Origin of the sequence: Mycobacterium sp. ST-F2, from assembly GCF_001905655.1 — a bacterium.
GTDB lineage: Bacteria > Actinomycetota > Actinomycetes > Mycobacteriales > Mycobacteriaceae > Mycobacterium.
Genome location: NZ_JMHT01000005.1, coordinates 148,023 through 165,361, shown reverse-complemented (window position 1 = coordinate 165,361; position 17,339 = coordinate 148,023). Strand labels below are relative to the sequence as shown.

16 protein-coding genes are annotated in these 17,339 nt (G+C 67.5%); 4 read left to right on the top strand and 12 right to left on the bottom strand.

Annotated elements, in window-relative coordinates; genetic code table 11:
• Positions 1–81 precede the first annotated feature (81 nt).
• The 5 genes from EB75_RS02435 to EB75_RS02415 form a co-directional block, all read right to left on the bottom strand.
• Positions 82–1,548 (bottom strand): glutamate synthase subunit beta, encoded by a 1,467-nt coding sequence (locus EB75_RS02435; RefSeq protein WP_073693884.1) that lies wholly within the window; start codon positions 1,546–1,548, stop codon positions 82–84.
• Positions 1,541–6,148, bottom strand: coding sequence for a glutamate synthase large subunit (gltB, locus tag EB75_RS02430; RefSeq protein WP_073693883.1), 4,608 nt, complete (start codon positions 6,146–6,148; stop codon positions 1,541–1,543). The genes EB75_RS02435 and gltB overlap by 8 nt, the downstream gene beginning before the upstream one ends.
• A 509-nt stretch (positions 6,149–6,657) precedes the next feature.
• Positions 6,658–7,554, bottom strand: coding sequence for a DNA-3-methyladenine glycosylase family protein (locus EB75_RS02425; RefSeq protein ID WP_073693882.1), 897 nt, complete (start codon positions 7,552–7,554; stop codon positions 6,658–6,660).
• A gap of 9 nt (positions 7,555–7,563) precedes the next feature.
• Positions 7,564–7,902 (bottom strand): DUF427 domain-containing protein, encoded by a 339-nt coding sequence (locus tag EB75_RS02420; protein ID WP_073693881.1) that lies wholly within the window; start codon positions 7,900–7,902, stop codon positions 7,564–7,566.
• 98 nt (positions 7,903–8,000) lie between these two features.
• Complete coding sequence (locus tag EB75_RS02415) at positions 8,001–8,693, bottom strand: chitin-binding protein (RefSeq protein ID WP_502689328.1); 693 nt, start codon at positions 8,691–8,693, stop codon at positions 8,001–8,003.
• Positions 8,694–8,845: 152 nt separating this feature from the next.
• Between EB75_RS02415 and EB75_RS02410 the strand changes: the two genes are divergently transcribed.
• Positions 8,846–9,316 carry an SRPBCC family protein gene (locus EB75_RS02410; protein ID WP_073693976.1) on the top strand — a complete coding sequence of 157 codons (471 nt, stop codon included), beginning with the start codon at positions 8,846–8,848 and terminating at the stop codon, positions 9,314–9,316.
• A gap of 85 nt (positions 9,317–9,401) precedes the next feature.
• On the opposite strand, the gene EB75_RS02405 is transcribed toward EB75_RS02410, so the two are convergent.
• From EB75_RS02405 to EB75_RS02395, 3 genes are all read right to left on the bottom strand, one after another.
• Complete coding sequence (locus EB75_RS02405) at positions 9,402–10,223, bottom strand: class I SAM-dependent methyltransferase (RefSeq protein ID WP_073693879.1); 822 nt, start codon at positions 10,221–10,223, stop codon at positions 9,402–9,404.
• A gap of 64 nt (positions 10,224–10,287) precedes the next feature.
• Positions 10,288–11,340 carry an NAD-dependent epimerase/dehydratase family protein gene (locus tag EB75_RS02400; RefSeq protein ID WP_073693878.1) on the bottom strand — a complete coding sequence of 351 codons (1,053 nt, stop codon included), beginning with the start codon at positions 11,338–11,340 and terminating at the stop codon, positions 10,288–10,290.
• A complete protein-coding gene (locus EB75_RS02395; protein ID WP_073693877.1) occupies positions 11,304–11,816 on the bottom strand; it encodes a nuclear transport factor 2 family protein in 513 nt (170 codons plus the stop codon). The genes EB75_RS02400 and EB75_RS02395 overlap by 37 nt, the downstream gene beginning before the upstream one ends.
• Before the next feature lie 92 nt (positions 11,817–11,908).
• On the opposite strand from EB75_RS02395, the gene msrA reads away from it, so the two are divergent.
• On the top strand, positions 11,909–12,412 hold the full coding sequence (gene msrA, locus EB75_RS02390; RefSeq protein ID WP_073693876.1) for a peptide-methionine (S)-S-oxide reductase MsrA: 504 nt from the start codon (positions 11,909–11,911) through the stop codon (positions 12,410–12,412).
• 45 nt (positions 12,413–12,457) lie between these two features.
• Here the strand turns inward: msrA and EB75_RS02385 are convergent, their stop codons facing one another.
• Together EB75_RS02385 and EB75_RS02380 are read right to left on the bottom strand one after the other, a co-directional pair.
• Positions 12,458–13,276 (bottom strand): alpha/beta fold hydrolase, encoded by an 819-nt coding sequence (locus EB75_RS02385; RefSeq protein ID WP_073693875.1) that lies wholly within the window; start codon positions 13,274–13,276, stop codon positions 12,458–12,460.
• A 9-nt stretch (positions 13,277–13,285) separates the two neighbouring features.
• Positions 13,286–14,629, bottom strand: coding sequence for a cytochrome P450 (locus EB75_RS02380; RefSeq protein WP_073693874.1), 1,344 nt, complete (start codon positions 14,627–14,629; stop codon positions 13,286–13,288).
• A 103-nt stretch (positions 14,630–14,732) separates the two neighbouring features.
• Here EB75_RS02380 and EB75_RS02375 point away from each other — a divergent pair, with 103 nt between their 5' ends.
• Positions 14,733–15,359 (top strand): TetR/AcrR family transcriptional regulator, encoded by a 627-nt coding sequence (locus EB75_RS02375; protein WP_073693975.1) that lies wholly within the window; start codon positions 14,733–14,735, stop codon positions 15,357–15,359.
• Here EB75_RS02375 and EB75_RS02370 read toward each other — a convergent pair.
• On the bottom strand, positions 15,336–15,905 hold the full coding sequence (locus EB75_RS02370) for a TetR/AcrR family transcriptional regulator (RefSeq protein WP_073693873.1): 570 nt from the start codon (positions 15,903–15,905) through the stop codon (positions 15,336–15,338). The genes EB75_RS02375 and EB75_RS02370 overlap by 24 nt on opposite strands.
• A gap of 55 nt (positions 15,906–15,960) precedes the next feature.
• Here EB75_RS02370 and EB75_RS02365 point away from each other — a divergent pair, with 55 nt between their 5' ends.
• Positions 15,961–16,509, top strand: coding sequence for an isochorismatase family protein (locus EB75_RS02365; RefSeq protein WP_073693872.1), 549 nt, complete (start codon positions 15,961–15,963; stop codon positions 16,507–16,509).
• On the opposite strand, the gene EB75_RS02360 is transcribed toward EB75_RS02365, so the two are convergent.
• Complete coding sequence (locus tag EB75_RS02360; RefSeq protein ID WP_073693871.1) at positions 16,506–17,306, bottom strand: enoyl-CoA hydratase/isomerase family protein; 801 nt, start codon at positions 17,304–17,306, stop codon at positions 16,506–16,508. The genes EB75_RS02365 and EB75_RS02360 overlap by 4 nt on opposite strands.
• Between the last annotated feature and the right edge of the window lie 33 nt (positions 17,307–17,339).

Here is a 17,339-nt window from a genome sequence, read left to right as displayed (position 1 = left end):
TTGTGTGTGCGTCAGCGCACGGCCAACACAAATGAGGCCCGGCGGTGCGTCAGCACCACCGGGCCTCATTCGACTTCTACGTCAGCGCTGCGGCGCCGCCGTCGGCTTGATCGGCTTCGGCAGTGCCGACTCGCCCATCAGGAACCGGTCCACGCCGGCGGCCGCGGCGCGGCCCTCGGCGATGGCCCACACGATCAGCGACTGGCCGCGGCCCATGTCACCGGCGACGAACACGCCGGGCACCGTGGTCTGGAAGTCGTTGTCCCGGGCCACGTTTCCGCGGTCGGTCAGTTCGACGCCCAGTTCGGTCAGCAGGCCCTCACGCTCGGGTCCGACGAAGCCCATGGCCAGGAAGACGATGTCCGCCGCGAGTTCGAAGTCCGAACCCTCGACCTTCTCGAACTTGCCGCCCTTCATCACGACCTCGTGCACCTTCAGCGCCGAGACCTTGCCGTCGGTGCCGAGGAACTCCTCGGTGTTGACCGAGAAGACGCGCTCGCCGCCCTCTTCGTGTGCCGAGGACACCCGGAACATGAGCGGGTAGGTCGGCCACGGGGTCGACTCGGCGCGCTCCTCCGGCGGGCGCGGCATGATCTCGAACTGGTGGACGCTCTCGGCACCCTGCCGGTGGGCGGTGCCCAGGCAGTCGGCGCCGGTGTCACCACCACCGATGATGACGACCTTCTTGCCCTTGGCCGTGATCGGCGGCTCGCCGTCGGGACCGAGGACGTCGTCGCCGAGCTGCACCCGGTTACCCCAGGGCAGGTACTCCATGGCCTGGTAGATGCCCTCGAGCTCGCGGCCCGGGATCGGCAGGTCACGCCATGCGGTCGCGCCGCCGGCCAGGACCACCGCGTCGAAGTCTTCCTGCAGCTGCAGGGCGGTGATGTCGACGCCGACGTTGACGCCGGCGCGGAACTGCGTGCCCTCGGCCGCCATCTGCTCGAGACGACGGTCGATGTGCCGCTTCTCCATCTTGAATTCCGGGATGCCGTAGCGCAGCAGACCACCGATGCGGTCGGCCCGCTCGAAGACGGTCACGTCGTGTCCGGCGCGGGTCAGCTGCTGGGCAGCGGCCAGACCGGCCGGTCCGGAACCGACGACGGCGACCGTCTTGCCGGTCTTGACGTCCGGCACCATCGGCTTGACCCAGCCCTGGTCGAAGGCGTTGTCGATCAGCTCGACCTCGACCTGCTTGATGGTCACCGGGTCCTGGTTGATGCCCAGGACGCACGACGCCTCACACGGCGCCGGGCACAGCCGCCCGGTGAATTCCGGGAAGTTGTTGGTGGCGTGCAGGCGCTCGATGCCGTCGCGCCAGCGGTCGCGGTACACCAGGTCGTTCCACTCGGGGATGAGGTTCCCCAGCGGACAACCGTTGTGGCAGAACGGGATACCGCAGTCCATGCAGCGTGAAGCTTGGACCTGCAGGGTCTCCTTGGAGAACTCCTCGTAGACCTCTTTCCAGTCCTTGAGGCGCAGGTCGACCGGCCGGCGGACCGGGGTCTGACGGTGGGTGTGCTTGAGGAAGCCGTTCGGGTCAGCCACGAGCGGCCGCCATGATCGCGTTGTCGACGTTCTCGCCGGCGGCCTCGGCCCCGGCGATCGCCTCGAGTACCCGCTTGTAGTCGCGCGGCATCACCTTGATGAACTGCTCCTTCTCATTCTGCCAATCGGCCAGAATCCGCTGTCCCACAGCCGATTCGGTGCCGTCGACATGCGCGGTGATCATCTCGTGCAGCCACAGTTCATCCGTGGCGTCCAGCGCATCGAGATCGACCATCTCGCCGTTGATGTTGCCCGGCAACGCACCCTGCGGGTCGTACACGTAGGCCATACCGCCGGACATACCTGCGGCGAAGTTGCGGCCGGTCGCCCCGAGGATGACCACCTTGCCGCCGGTCATGTACTCGCAGCCGTGGTCGCCGACGCCCTCGACGACAGCCTGCGCACCCGAGTTACGCACCGCGAACCGCTCGCCCACGACACCGCGCAGGAACGCCTGCCCGCTGGTGGCACCGAACAGGATCACGTTGCCGCCGATGATGTTCTCCTCGGCCACGTAACCGGCCGGCGCGTTCTTCGACGGGCGCACCACGATGCGTCCGCCCGAAAGACCCTTGCCGACATAGTCGTTGGCGTCGCCGTTCACCCGGAGGGTGATGCCCTTGGGCAGGAACGCGCCGAAGCTGTTACCCGCCGAGCCGTCGAACGTGATGTCGATGGTGCCGTCCGGAAGACCTTGGCCGCCATGGACCTTCGTGACCTCGTGGCCCAGCATGGTGCCGACGGTGCGGTTCACGTTGGTGATCTTCATGGCGAGGCTCACCGGCGTCATCGACTCGATGGCGTCCCGGCACTCCGCGATCAACTGCTGGTCGAGCGCCTTGTCCAGACCGTGGTCCTGGCTCGACGTGCAGTACAGATCCTGCTTCATGAAGGCCGACTCCGGTTCGTACAGCACCGGGGTCAGGTCCAGCTTCTGCGCCCGCCAGTGGGCGACGGCCTTGCTGGTGTCCAGCGCGCCGACCTGGCCGACCATCTCGTTGACGGTGCGGAAGCCCAGCTGCGCCATGAGTTCCCGAACCTCTTCTGCGATGAACAGGAAGAAGTTCTCCACGAACTCGGGCTTACCGGTGAACCGCTCGCGCAGCACCGGGTTCTGGGTGGCCACACCCACCGGGCAGGTGTCGAGGTGGCAGACGCGCATCATGATGCAGCCCGAGACCACCAGCGGTGCGGTCGCGAAGCCGTACTCCTCGGCGCCGAGCAGCGCCGCGATGACCACGTCGCGACCGGTCTTGAGCTGGCCGTCGACCTGCACGACGATGCGGTCACGCAGACCGTTGAGCAGCAGGGTCTGCTGCGTTTCGGCCAGGCCCAGCTCCCACGGCGCACCGGCGTGCTTCTGCGAGGTCAGCGGGGTCGCACCGGTGCCACCGTCGTGCCCGGAGATGAGCACCACGTCGGCGTGCGCCTTGGACACCCCGGCTGCCACCGTTCCCACACCATTTTCGGACACCAGCTTCACGTGGATGCGGGCCTCGGGGTTGGCGTTCTTCAGGTCGTGGATCAGCTGCGCCAGATCCTCGATCGAGTAGATGTCGTGGTGCGGCGGCGGCGAGATCAGGCCGACACCCGGGGTCGAGTGCCGCACCTCGGCCACCCACGGGTACACCTTGTGTCCCGGAAGCTGACCGCCCTCACCGGGCTTGGCGCCCTGGGCCATCTTGATCTGGATGTCGGTGCAGTTGGTCAGGTAGTGCGACGTCACGCCGAACCGGCCCGACGCCACCTGCTTGATGGAGCTGCGTCGCCAGTCGCCGTTGGCGTCCCGGTCGAAGCGCTCGACGTTCTCGCCGCCCTCACCCGAGTTCGACCGGGCACCGAGGCGGTTCATCGCGATGGCCAGGGTCTCGTGCGCCTCGGCCGAGATCGAGCCGTAGCTCATGGCACCGGTGGAGAAGCGCTTGACGATCTCGCTGGCGGGCTCCACCTCGTCGATCGAGATGGGCTCGCGCACACCCTCTTTGAACTCGAACAGGCCACGCAGGGAGGCCATGCGCTCGCTCTGGTCGTCGACCAGCTTGGTGTACTCCTTGAACACCGAGTACTGCCCGGTGCGGGTGGAGTGCTGGAGCTTGAACACCGTGTCCGGGTTGAACAGGTGGTACTCGCCCTCGCGGCGCCACTGGTATTCGCCGCCGACCTCGAGCTCGCGGTGAGCCCACTCGTCGGGCCGGTCCAGGTAGGCGAGGCTGTGCCGCGCCGCGACGTCGGCCGCGATGTCGTCGAGGTCGATGCCACCGGTCGGACAGGAGATGCCGGTGAAGTACTCGTCGAGCACGCGCTGGCTGATGCCGACGGCCTGGAACAGCTGGGCGCCGGTGTAGGAGGCCAGCGTCGAGATGCCCATCTTGGACATCACCTTCAGCACGCCCTTGCCGGCGGCCTTGACGTAGTTGGCCTTGGCCTTGTCGCTGGTCATACCGCTGATGACACCGCGGTCGACCATGTCCTCGATGGTCTCGAAAGCCATGTACGGGTTGATGGCGGCGGCGCCGACACCCACCAGCATGGCCATGTGGTGCACCTCGCGGGCGTCACCGGACTCGACCACCAGGCCGACCTGGGTGCGGGTACGTTCCCGGACCAGGTGGTGGTGGACGGCCGCCGTCGACAGCAGCGACGGGATGGGCGCCAGCCATTCGTTGGACTCCCGGTCCGACAGCACGATGATGCGGGCACCGTTGCGGATGGCCTGCGACACCTTGGTGCGGACGTCCTCCAGGGCGCGGCGCAGACCGTCCCCACCGTCGGCGACGGGGTACAGGCAGCTGACGACCGCGGCGCGCATGCCGTGCTTGCGGCCCCGGATCTCGTGGTCGGGGTCCACGCAGATGAGCTTGGACAGGTCGCCGTTGCGCAGGATCGGCTGCGGCACGACGATCTGCCGGCACGAGTTCTCGTCCGGGTTCAGCAGGTCGCCCTCGGGGCCGATGACGCCCGAGAGGCTGGTCACGACCTCTTCGCGGATGGCGTCCAGCGGCGGGTTGGTGACCTGGGCGAACAGCTGCTGGAAGTAGTCGTAGAGCATCCGCGGCCGCTGCGACAGCACAGCGATCGGGGTGTCGGTACCCATGGAGCCCAGCGCCTCGGCGCCGGTGCGCGCCATGGGCACGATCAGCTGGGTGACCTCTTCGTTGGTGTAGCCGAACGCCTGCTGCCGCAGCACCACGCGGTGGTGCGGCATCTTGACGTAGTCGCCGGGAGGCAGGTCGTCGATGTGGAACAGACCGTTGTCGAGCCACTCCTGGTAGGGGTGCTCGGCGGCCAGCTTGTCCTTGATCTCTTCGTCGTCGACGATCCGGCCCTCGGCCATGTCGACGAGGAACATGCGGCCGGGCTGCAGGCGCATCTTCTTGACGACGGTCGACGGGTCCAGGTCCAGGACGCCGGCCTCGGAGGCCATGACGACCAGGCCGTCATCGGTGACCCAGATGCGCGAGGGACGCAGGCCGTTGCGGTCCAGGACCGCGCCGACGACGGTGCCGTCGGTGAAGCACACCGACGCCGGGCCGTCCCACGGCTCCATGAGCGACGAGTGGTACTGGTAGAACGCCCGCCGGGCGGGGTCCATGGTCTCGCTGCGTTCCCACGCCTCGGGGATCATCATCAGCACCGCGTGGTGCAGCGGACGTCCACCCAGGTGCAGCAGCTCGAGCGCCTCGTCGAAGCGAGCGGTGTCCGAGGCGCCCGGCGTACAGACCGGGAAAATCTTGTTCAGGTCGTTGTGGAACCCGAACACGTCGGTGTGGATGAGCGCCTCGCGGGCCCGCATCCAGTTCTCGTTGCCGTTGACGGTGTTGATCTCACCGTTGTGGGCCACCCGGCGGAACGGGTGCGCCAGCGGCCACGAGGGGAACGTGTTGGTCGAGAACCGCGAGTGCACGATGCCCAGCGCGCTGGTCATCCGGTCGTCCTGCAGGTCCAGGTAGAACGCCTTGAGCTGCGGGGTGGTGAGCATGCCCTTGTAGACGATGGTCTTGCCCGACAGGCTCGGGAAGTACACGGTCTCGCGGCCGGGGCCGTCCTGACCCGGGCCCTTGGTGCCCAGCTCGTGCTCGGCACGCTTGCGGATGACGTAGACCCGACGTTCCAGCTCCATGTCGGACGCACCGGCGATGAAGATCTGGCGCAGCGTCGGCATGGCGTCGCGGGCCAGCGCGCCCAGCGACGAGTCGTCGAACGGCACGTCGCGCCAGCCCAGGACGCTGAGGCCCTCGGCTTCGACGATCTTCTCGACGGCCTCGCACGCCAGCTTGGCGTCGCGGGTCGACTGCGGCAGGAACGCGATGCCGGTGGCGTAGCTACCCTCGGCGGGCAGCTCGAAGCCTTCCTCCGCGCACACTGCGCGCAGGAACGCGTCGGGAATCTGCAGCAGGATGCCTGCGCCGTCGCCGGTGTTCGGCTCCGCACCCGCAGCACCGCGATGCTCCAGGTTCAACAGTGCCGTGATCGCCTTGTCGACGATGTCGCGGCTCCGACGTCCGTGAATGTCCGCGACCATGGCGACGCCACAGGCGTCGTGCTCATTCGCGGGGTTGTACAGCCCGACCTTGCTGGGTCCGCCGTGCTGCAGCGCCATTCCCACCTAACCCTTCACCATCTTCTTGACGAAGCATCGCTTGACCGCCGCTTACAGCGGCGCCAGCGGACTGAGCGACGGTATGCCAGCGTGCAGCACTGAACGACGGGCCGTCCCGCTCGCCTCGATTGAGACAAAACGATATGACAAACCCGGCCTGACATGCCAACTTAGGTAGACCTAACGAGGTTGCTGCGACTGTGGTCGACAACACTCGAAAGCTACCCGTCGGTAGCCCGAATTCTATTGGAGCCCTTGCAGTTTCGCCAATCAATTCCGGCAATGGCCGGGTAGAACCCAGCCGCACCACCGGCCGCGGACTGTCAAGTCACTTTGCCTTGGACAGCAACATAGCAGGTAACCACCGGTTACGCATTTGCTGCAAAGATTGCTCAGATTCTTAGATTCGCCGCCGACCAGGGTTTTCCACGCCACGGGACGGGCCGAAGCCGCATTCGCCGGCGTCGCCCGCCCGCCGCCGTCCGGAACAGCCTCGGGCCGGATCGGGACTAGATTTCCTTCAGATTCGGAATCGCTTGGCGCGCACCGAATCTCGGATTGCGCGCCAGACCGCTGACCTCCAACAGCCGCACTGCCCGATGGCGGTGGGGCCGTAACGGTGCCAGGAGTTCGACCATCGCGGCATCGTCGATCGGGTGGCCCAGCAGGCTCCACCCGACCATCTTCGCCAGGTGATAGTCGCCGATGGAGAGGGCATCGGCGTCGCCGAACGCCCGTTGCACGGTCTCGGCCGCCGTCCATACCCCGACGCCGGGCAATGACATCAACGCTGTCGTGGCCATTTCCGGCGTCAGCCGCTCCAGCGCGTCGGCCCGCTGCGCGCAGCCGACCAGGGTCCGGGCCCGGCCGGGGTCCACGTTGGCCCGGTGGAACTCCCACGACGGAATACGCCGCCAGGCGTCGGCCGTTGGAGGCAGGCGCATACCAGCCGGCGCCGGGCCCGGCGGTGGTGCGCCAAAGCGGGTGGTCAGCTTCCAGAACGCACTCCATGCGTCGACGCCGTGGACGCGCTGTTCGAGGATCGCCGGGATCAGCGCCTCCAGCACCCGCCCGGTTCGACATAACCGCAGGTACGGGGTCCGGCGCCAGGCTTCGGCGATGGTCGGTTCGGCCGGGTCGAAGCCCGTCGAATCGTCCTCGGCACCGACCAGCCCGGGCAATCGGTCGAGGAATTCGGCGGCGCCGTCGCCCCAGACCTCACAGTCGACGGTGTCCAGCGCCGAAGAACTCAGCCGCGCGGTCACCCCGCCGGTGCGCATGAGGCTGGTGCGCCAGATCACGCCGTCAATGGTGCGGAAGGTCGGGTCGGGCCCGCCGCGCCGCAGCGGCGACAACGTCTGGCCGAGGCCGGCCGGGCCGTCCAGGACCAGGCTGGCGGTGGGCACGAATTCAGGTTAGGCGGGATGCACCACGATGTCGGCCTTGTGGGGATAGAACGCCACCCGGCCCGCGATCTGCGCGACTGCGGGGAGGGGTTGTTCGTAGGTCCAGATGACGTCTTCGACATCGCCGACGTGGTAGTACGCCGCGTCGCCCTTGTACGGGCAATGGCTGGTGGTCGAGCTCCGGGTGAGCACCGTGGGGTCGACGTCGGCAAGCGGAAGATATTGCACCGCTGGATAATTCGACTCTTGCAGGGTGAGTGCGTCGGTGGTGTCGGCGACCACGCGTCCATTGACCGCGACGGTGACTCGTCCGGCGGTCGGCGTGATCGTGATGGGGTGATCGCTCATGCTCAGACAACGCCTTTCCCGGCCGTGTCGATTCCCGACATGACGCTGGGCCTGTCATCTGTGACAGGCCCAGCAATCAGACGGCAACTATTGACGGACTACAGCGCGATCCAGATACCGAAGAACCAGAAACCCCACGCGTTGTATCCGGGGTCGAACACCGGGAAGACCTGCTGACCCCAGTAGTCGAACGGCGGAGGCGGCGGGGCCCATGGCGGCGGCGCGACCCAGTTGATGATCGGGCGGGGCGGAGGTCCCCAGCCCCACGGGGCCGGCCCGCCGCCCCATGGCGGCGGCGCGCCCCGCCAGTGCATGTCACCCGGGCCCGGGTCGCCCGGCCGGGGGTGCCAATTGCCATCGCCGGGGTGCCAGTCGTTCCCACCGGGGTGCCAGTCACCAGGCCCACCGGGTCCGCCGGGGTGCCAGTCACCAGGCCCACCGGGTCCGCCCGGGCCACCGGGGCCACCCGGTCCACCCGGGTGCCAGTCGCCGGGTCCGCCGGGTCCACCCTGCGGCGGCCCACCAGGTCCACCAGGGCCGCCCTGCGGCGGTCCACCCGGTCCACCAGGGCCGCCGGGACCACCCTGCGGCGGTCCACCCGGTCCACCCGGTCCACCAGGGCCGCCCGGCCCACCGTGCGGGCCACCCGGCCCACCCGGTCCCGGCCCACCGGGACAGAACTGCCCGGGTGGGCATTGTCCGGGCTGGGCCTGCGCGATATTGACGCCAAATCCTGCAATTGCAGCGCTCACCCCGCTGGTGAGCGCCGTCGCTATGACGATCTTCTTCATGCTCATATCAACTCAACTCCTTCAATCGGAAGGTGCCGTCATGCGGTTTATCGCAGGGCGACCCATCAACGGTTACCCCGCAAGTTAGGAATGAGCTGTACCGCGGCTGTGCAGTGCTTCTGCCCGGCGTGCTGACCGCCTACGATCGCCCCATGACCGCACAGGGCCCCGCCTCCGTCACCGCAGCCATCGAGATCGCCGCCAGCCCGTCGGCGGTATATGCGTTGCTGACAGATCTGCCCACCTTGGCCTCGCTGGCCGAGGAGGCCCACACCATGGAGTGGCAGAAGGGGTCGTCGGCTGTCGCGGGTTCGGTGTTCAAGGGACACAACCGCAACGGCTCGAAGACCTGGACCACCAGCTGCACCGTCACCGAGGCCGAGCCCGGCAAGACGTTCGGGTTCGCCGTGAAGTCCTCGATCGTGCCCATCGCGCACTGGCGCTACGACATCACCGAGACGGCGAACGGCTGCCGGGTCGCCGAGTCCACCTGGGACAACCGCCCCGGCCTGTTGAAGATGTTCGCCAGCACGCTCACCGGTGTCGAAGACCGGGACGCGGCCAACGCCGAGAACATCCGGTTGACGCTCGAGCGCCTGAAGGCGCGCGCCGAAGCCGCGTAGAAGTACGCTTCACTCATTACGCCTCGGATTGTGGTCAGTATGTGACCACAATCCGAGGCGTAATGCTGTCATGCCCTCTTGGTTCTCAGCCCCACGAATACCGGTGGTACTGCGACATGTAACGCATTCCGGGGATCGCGCGCATGGCGGCGGCCACGATGCGCAGCCCGGTCGGCAGCCGGTCATAACCGTCGGTCCCCAAGGCTGACACCCACGACAGCAACCGCAGCCCCGGTACGGCGGACAGGACGTCGTCGGGACGGTCGATGGCCCACTGCAACGTCGCGCCGGACCGCCGGACCACGGCGTTGGTCCACTGCAGTTTCACGCCGAGCCGGCTGAATGCGTCGAATTGCAGTTCCCCGCTTGGGAAATGCTCGACGATGCGGCGGAACAGGGCCCGCCCGTCGGCCTCGCTGAGATACATGGTGAGACCCTCGGCGAGCATCAGCACCGGGCGGTCCGTGAGAATGTCGGCGAGCCACGCCGGGTCCGTCACCGACGCCGACACGATGTGGCAGTGCTCGCGGGCCGGGTAGAGCCGGCGGCGCAGGTCGGCCACCTCGGGGTAATCGATGTCGTACCAGTCGACACCGGGGCTCGGATCCAGCCGGTAGTAGCGGCTGTCCAGCCCGCAACCCAGGTGCAGCACAACGGCTTCCGGATGTACGGCCAGGAATTGGCGGGCCGTCTTGTCGAAGTAGGCGGAGCGCAGCGTCACTCCCGGCGAGTTCGCGGCTGTCATCGTGGTCCGCGACCAGTCGTAGTCGATGCGCGCGACGATGTCCCTGGCGTAGGTGTCGTGCAGCACGGACTTCGGCAGGTCGGCGTCGAGCGCCTTGCCGTACAGCGTGGCCAGCATGGTCTGCGGCGCCCCGGTCAGGTCCACCGGCAATCTGTCCGTCATGGAGTTCGACGCTAACCGCGACCGGCGCTCCCGCGCCACGACTTAACGCCGTACGGCGCGTTGTTCAGCCCGTGGATTTCTGGGCCTGACGGGCCTTTCGCACACCGACCCAGAACCGCGCCGCCTCTCGCACCGCATCCTCCACCGGCCTTGGCTTCCAACCCAATTCGGTACGGGCCTTGGTGCAGTCGACGGGCGCCTCGGCGCGCATCAACCGCAGTGAGGCGAGCGACATGTGTTCGTCGGTGCCCTTGAGCCGGCCCTTGACGGTGCCCATGGTGGCCAGCGCGTACGTCACCGGCAGTGACAGCGACTTGGCCGGAGCCGGTACGCCGGCCTCGGCTGCGGCAATCCGCGCCACCTCGGCATTGCTGATCATCTTGTCGGAGATCAGGTATCGCTCGCCGGGCCTGCCCTTGTCGGCCGCCAGGATCAGCGCGCGGGCGGCGTCGTTGACGTCGACGGCCTCCAGTTCGATGCCGCTCATCACGAACGGCAGTTTCCCGAACGCGGCGCCGGCGATGATGGCGCCGTGCGGGGTACGGCCCCAGTCCGTGCCGCCGTAAGTGGTGGACACGCACATCGCGACAGCCGGCAGCCCGCGCTCGCGGGCGTACTGCAGCACCAATTTCTCGGCCTGTACCCGCGAGCGCACGTACGGCGGCAGAGTGCGCTCGTCGGCGACGTCGTCCTCGGTGGAGACGAACCCGCGCTTGCGTCCCACCGTGGCGTAGCTGCTGGTGAAGACGAATTTCTTTAGGCCCGAAGCGATTTCGGGCTCGACTGCGACGTCCAGCACGTTGCGGGTGCCCTCGACGTTGGTGCGGAACAGCGGTGCTGGATCGCGCAGCCAGCCGCGGGTGTCCACCACGCAGTAGTAGACGACGCCGACGCCGGTCATCGCGGTGCGCAGGGTGTCGGTGTCCCAGATGTCGCCCTCGTACCGGGTCACCGCGAGGTCGTCGATGCCGATGGTGTTGGCACCGGCGCGCACCATGACCCTGACGTCTTCGCCGGCCGCCACCAGTTGCCTGGTGACGTGCGAACCGAGGTAGCCGTTGGCCCCGATGACGAGAACCGTCACCGGCGACCCCTGCCGCCGAACTTGCTCATCCATTCCTGCGCCACCTCGGGCAGCGTGCCCAGCGCTTCCGCTTTCTTGCACCACGCCATGGTCGTTTCGAGGAACTTCATGGGGTTGTAGATGTCTTCCTGCTTGCTCCACAGCCCGTTGCCCGCATAGGTCATGATCGAGATGTTGGTGGCGCCCATGATGGTGCCGTCGCCCGGATCGCGCATGGGGTTGTCGAGCTCGCAGATGACGCGGCCGGTCGCCTCGTCGTAGACCTTCCAGAGCGACGGGAACGACGTCATGTAGCTGCCGGGGAAGTTCTCCATGGTGTTCCAGATCCAGGGCCGCACCTCTTCGCGGCCGTGCATGGTGCCCATGGCGTGCTCGATGTACAGCACGTCCTCGGTGTAGTGGTCGGTCCACGGATCCCAGTCGCGCGTCTGGGCGGCGCGGTCCACGGTCTGCTCGAAGACGTCGAATGCCGCGATGAGTTCCGCGCGGCCGAAAGTGTTGCCCGTCACAGGAAAACTAGAACACGTTCTAGTAGAGTTTGTCGAGCACTTGCGCACTCGCCGCGAATTTGGTTCTCTGGAGTCAAAGCGAGGAGGCGTACATGACCGATACCGCGACCGCGATCCTGGCGGGCGGCTGCTTCTGGGGGATGCAGGACCTGATCCGCAAGCAGCCGGGCGTGCTGACCACGCGGGTCGGCTACACCGGCGGCTCCAACGATCACCCGACCTACCGCAACCACCCCGGCCACGCCGAGGCTGTCGAAATCGTCTATGACCCCAGCCAGACCGACTTCCGGGCGCTCCTGGAGTTCTTCTTCCAAATCCACGACCCGTCGACGGTCAACCGGCAGGGCAACGATGTCGGGACCAGCTACCGCTCGGCGATCTTCTACACCGACGACGACCAGAAGCGCGTCGCCGAAGACACCATCGCCGACGTCGACGCCTCAGGCCTGTGGCCCGGCAAGGTGGTCACCGAGGTGACACCGGCCGTGCCGTTCTGGGAGGCCGAGCCCGAGCATCAGGACTACCTGGAGCGCATCCCCAACGGCTACACCTGCCACTTCCCGCGGCCGGGCTGGAAACTGCCCAAACGCCAGTGATTTGTGCACGATTTTCCGCGGCAGCCGCGGATTTTCGTGCACAAATCACGCTGTAGCGGCGCGCTCGGTGATCAACCGGGCGACCAGCTCGGGATGCTGATCCGGCAGCCAGTGGTTCGCACCCTCGACGATCTCGAACTTGTACGGCGCGTGGACGTACTGCTCGGTCAGCAAGGCGCCCTTGCGGCCGAGCGCGATGTCGCCGTCACTCCAGATGTAGGTGGTGGGGCGGGTCACCGGAGTGAACGCCGCTCTCGGCGACACGAATGGCATGGCGCGGTACCAGTTGAGCGCGGGCGTCAGAGCGCCGCTGTCGAACACCTCGTCCCGCGTGACGATCAGCGCGTCGTCGGTCATTCCACTGCGCGGCATGGCCAGCTTCGCGAATCGTTCTCCCAGCCACGGCACCTGGAATATCAGCATGTAGTACGAGTGCAGCGCCTGCGTCCCCGTGACCATCGCCTTCAGGAAGGCACCGGTGTGGGGCACCGACACCGCGGTCAGAGTGCGCACCAGCTCCGGTCGGGTCGCGGTCAGCGACCACGCGATGGCGGCACCCCAGTCGTGCCCGACCACGTGCACCGGTCCACCGACCAGATCGATCAGCGCCGCGACGTCGTCGGTCAGTTTGGGAATCGTGTACTGCCGACGACCCTTCGGCCGGGCCCCGCGCGAATAGCCACGCTGATTCGGCACCAGGGTACGGAAGCCATTGGCGTGCAACAGCTCTGACACGGACGACCAGGACTCGGCGGTCTGTGGAAAGCCGTGCAACAAGACCACGACGTCGCCGTCGATGGGGCCGGAGTCGATCACGTCGAAAGTCAGTCCGGCGTGGCGGTACTGCGAAATCCGTTCGGTCACAGCATGAACCTACAGCGGGTTGACGCGCCGGCGTAGGGTCACGCGACCACCGTCTTTGGGTGTATACGCCACGCCGCGCGAGAAGACCTTCTCCCCGGGGGCGCTGGTGGTCTGGATGGCGAAATGGCGCAGCACCGTGCGCAGGACGACGTCCATCTCGACTTGAGCGAACACCGCGCCGACACAGCGTCGGGTGCCGCCACCGAACGGCAGGAAGGCCAGCGGCGGCCGGCGCCCCATGAAGCGCTCGGGGTCGAACCGCTCCGGATCGGCGAATTCCTTTGCGTCCTCGTGCATGTGGTCGATGGCGACGATGACGGAGAAGCCGCGCGGAATGATCCATTCGCCGAGTTGGAAGGTCGGCGCGTACACGTGCCGGCCGGCGAAGTCGATGATGGTGCGGATGCGCTGCACCTCCAGCAGGACCGCCTGGCGGTACTCGTCGGTCTCGCCGGCCGCGATTTCCGCTTCGAGCCGCCGCAGCACCGCGGGATGCCGGGAGACCCGTTCGAAGACCCAGGCCATGGTGGCCGCGGTCGTTTCGTGGCCGGCGGCCAGCAGTGTCAGCAGCTCGTCGGCAATGTCGCTGCGGGACATGGCCGTTCCGTCTTCGTAGGTGCTGCGTAGCAGCAGCGCCAAGACGTCGTCCCGGTTCTCGAGATCGGGATCGGCGGCGACGGTGTCGATCAGTCTGGCGACGACCTCGTCGTACTGCCGCCGGTACTCGGCGAGCCGGCCCCACGGCGTGAAGCGGCCGTAGGTGCGTTTCGGCATGGGCAGCACGGCAAGCCGCGATCCCAGGGTGACCCACGGCGGGATGATCCGCCGGAGTTCGTCGAGGTGGTGACCGTCGGCCCCGAACACCGCGCGCAGGATGGCGTTGAGGGTGATGTGCATCATCGGTTCGAGCGTGGGGAACGCCTTCCCCTCCGGCCAGGACGCCGCCGCGCGCAGCGTCTCCTCCTCGAAGATCCGCTCGTAGTTCTTGATGCTCTTACCGTGGAACGGTGGCGTCAGCAGCTTGCGGCGCAACCGATGCTCGGAACCGTCGAGCGCGAACACCGATCCGCTGCCGAGCACGCGCGACAGATTCGGCTGAATGTTGCCGACGTCGGCGGGGTTCGCCGCGAACAACTGCTTGGCCAACTGCGGGTCGGTCACCATGACCGAACGACCGAAAACCGGTGCGTCACAGGTGAATACCGGTCCGAGTCGCGGCACCATATCGTTGACGAACTTGCGTCGATTGGTCGCGAAGGCCACGCCCTGCAGAATCTTGGGCACTCCGGTCGCCGGCGGCAGATGAATCGCCGGGGCACGTTCGATCAGTTCAGCGGTGACGGTTTCAGTCATGGCAGGCTCCAAGCCACTGATTACGCGGTACCACGGTGTACCGCGGGGTTGTCCGGTACGGTACCGGCTAGTACCACAGGTAGGCAAGGGTTTTGGGAGAGTGATGGCAGGCGGCGAGGTCAACTCGGCACAATCGGCTGCACAGCCGTTCCGTGGGCGGCTGCTCGACGGGCTCGCCACCTCGCTGGCGACCCGGGGTTACCGCGATACGACCGTCGCCGACATCGTCCGCAACGCCAAGACCTCCAAGCGCACCTTCTACGACCAGTTCTCCAGCAAGGAGGAGTGCTTCATCGAGTTGCTGCGCACCAACAATGAGGACCTCATCGCGCGCATCCGCGGTGCCATCGACCCCGACGGCGACTGGGAGCGGCAGGTGCGCGACGCGGTCGACGCGTATGTCGCGCACATCGCCTCCCGGCCGGCGATCACCCTGAGCTGGATCCGGGAAGCTCCCGCGCTCGGTGACGTCGCCCAGCCACTGAATCGGCACGCCATGGAACAGCTCACCGACATGGTCGTCGACCTCACCAGCGGTGCGGGATTTCAGCGGGCCGGCATCGCTCCGACCAGCCGGCCGGTGGCCCTGATCCTGCTCGGCGGTTTTCGCGAACTGACGGCGCTGCTCGTCGAGGACGGCCGCGACGTCGACGAACTCACCGAGCCGGCCCTGACCGCCGCGCTCGCGATCCTGGGCGCCAGGATGTCAGCGCAGCATCAGCCGGGCTGACTTCTCCAGCCGCCCGGCGATCTCGTCGTACGACGTCAACCCCATGCCGGCGCGCACCAGCGCGCCCGAGTAGAGCATCTCCAACGATTCGATGACGTCCTCGTCGACGTCCGGCCCGAGTGCGGCAGCCAGCCGGCTGCGGATGTCCCTGCCGATGCGCACCCGCAGCACCTCGACATCGGGATCGCGGCCCAGCATGGCGTGGGTCACCGCGCCGGCGAACGCGGGCTCGTCGATCACCAGCAGCGCGATGTGCCGCAGGACCTCGCTGACCCGCGTGGCCGGATCATCGGACTCGTGGACCACCGGCGGGGCGGCCGACAGCCGGCGCCAGAACACCTCGGCGACCAGGTGTTCCTTCGACGCGAAGTAGGTATAGGCCGTCGCCGCGCCGACCTCGGCCTCCGCGGCTACCCGCCGCACCGTCAGGCCGGAGAAGCCCTCGCGGCGCAGCAGGTCCAGGGCAGCACGGCTGAGCCGGTCGACCGTATCGGCCTGTTTGGCCGTCAACCGGCGCCGGGTGGGCTCAAGCGCCTGTTCGGACACGTGTCCGGACGCTACGGCACCGGGCGATCTCCCACAACCGGTCTACCGTGGACACATGCGGGCGCTGATCGTCGTCGACGTGCAGAACGACTTCTGCGAGGGTGGTTCTCTCGCGGTGTCCGGCGGCGGCGCCGTGGCCCGCGCGATCAGCGATCTGTTGGCCCGCCACGAGTACGACCACGTCGTGGCCACGGCCGACCATCACGTCGACCCCGGTGACCATTTCTCCGACGCACCCGACTACCTGACGTCGTGGCCCCCGCACTGTGTGGCCGGCACCGCCGGGGCGCAGTTCCACCCCGAGTTGGATGTCTCAGCAGTCGAGGCGGTGTTCCGCAAGGGCCGGCACTCCGCGGCATACAGCGGTTTCGAGGGCACCGACGAGTCCGGTACCGGCTTGGCAGATTGGCTGCGCGCCCGCCGCGTCGACGAGGTCGACGTGGTGGGCATCGCCACCGACTACTGCGTCAGGGCCACCGCGGCCGACGCCGCCGAGGCCGGGTTTCGCACCCGGGTCCTGCTCGACTACACGGCCGGCGTTTCGGCCGACGGCACCACGAATGCCATTGCGGCGCTGAAAGATTCCGGCGTGACCGTGGTCTAGACCGTCGGATCCTGCGGCCGGCCCGACCATTGCGGCAACCGACCGGCCTGCATCGCCCGCACGCCTTCCTTGGCGTCGTCGTGCGCTATCACCGCGCGGTGAATCTCGGTCTCGCGCTCCCCCACCTCGTCACGCGACAGTTCGAAGGAGTCCCAGAGCAGCCGCTTGCTGGCCGCCACCGACATCGGCGCCGTGTTGTCGGCGATGTCGTGGGCCATCTCCAGCGCGGCCGACAGCACCTCATCGGCCGGCAGCACTCGGTTGGCAATACCCAGCTCGAAAGCCCGACGACCGTCGAAAGTCGTTCCGGTCAACAGGATTTCCGCTGCCCGGGCAATACCGACCAGCCGCGGCAACGCCCAGTGCGAGTACGCGTCACCGACCACTCCGCGGCGCACCTGCACGACGCCGTAGCGGGCGTCGGCGGCAAAAATCCGGATGTCGCACTGTAGCGCCAGGGTCAGTCCCAATCCGATGGCGTGCCCGTTGACCGCCGCGATCACCGGCTTGCTCAACGACCACGCCGGGACCGGGATTCCGGCCGCACTGAACTCCGGGCCGGGTGCGGCGAACGTCTGGTCGCCGGCGGCCAGGTCGGCGCCGGCGCAGAACGCCGGTGGCGCCCCGGTCAGCACGACGGCCCGGACGTCGTCGGCTTGGTTGCAGCGGGTGTACGCGTCGGCGAGTTCCTCCCGCATGCCGTCGCCAAAAGCGTTGCGCCGCTCCGGGCGGTTCAGCGTCACCGTCACCACGCCGCCATCGAACGTGGTCAGCAGCGCGCGGTAATCCGGGAACACCGCCCGAGTAAACCACGACCGTACAATACCTCT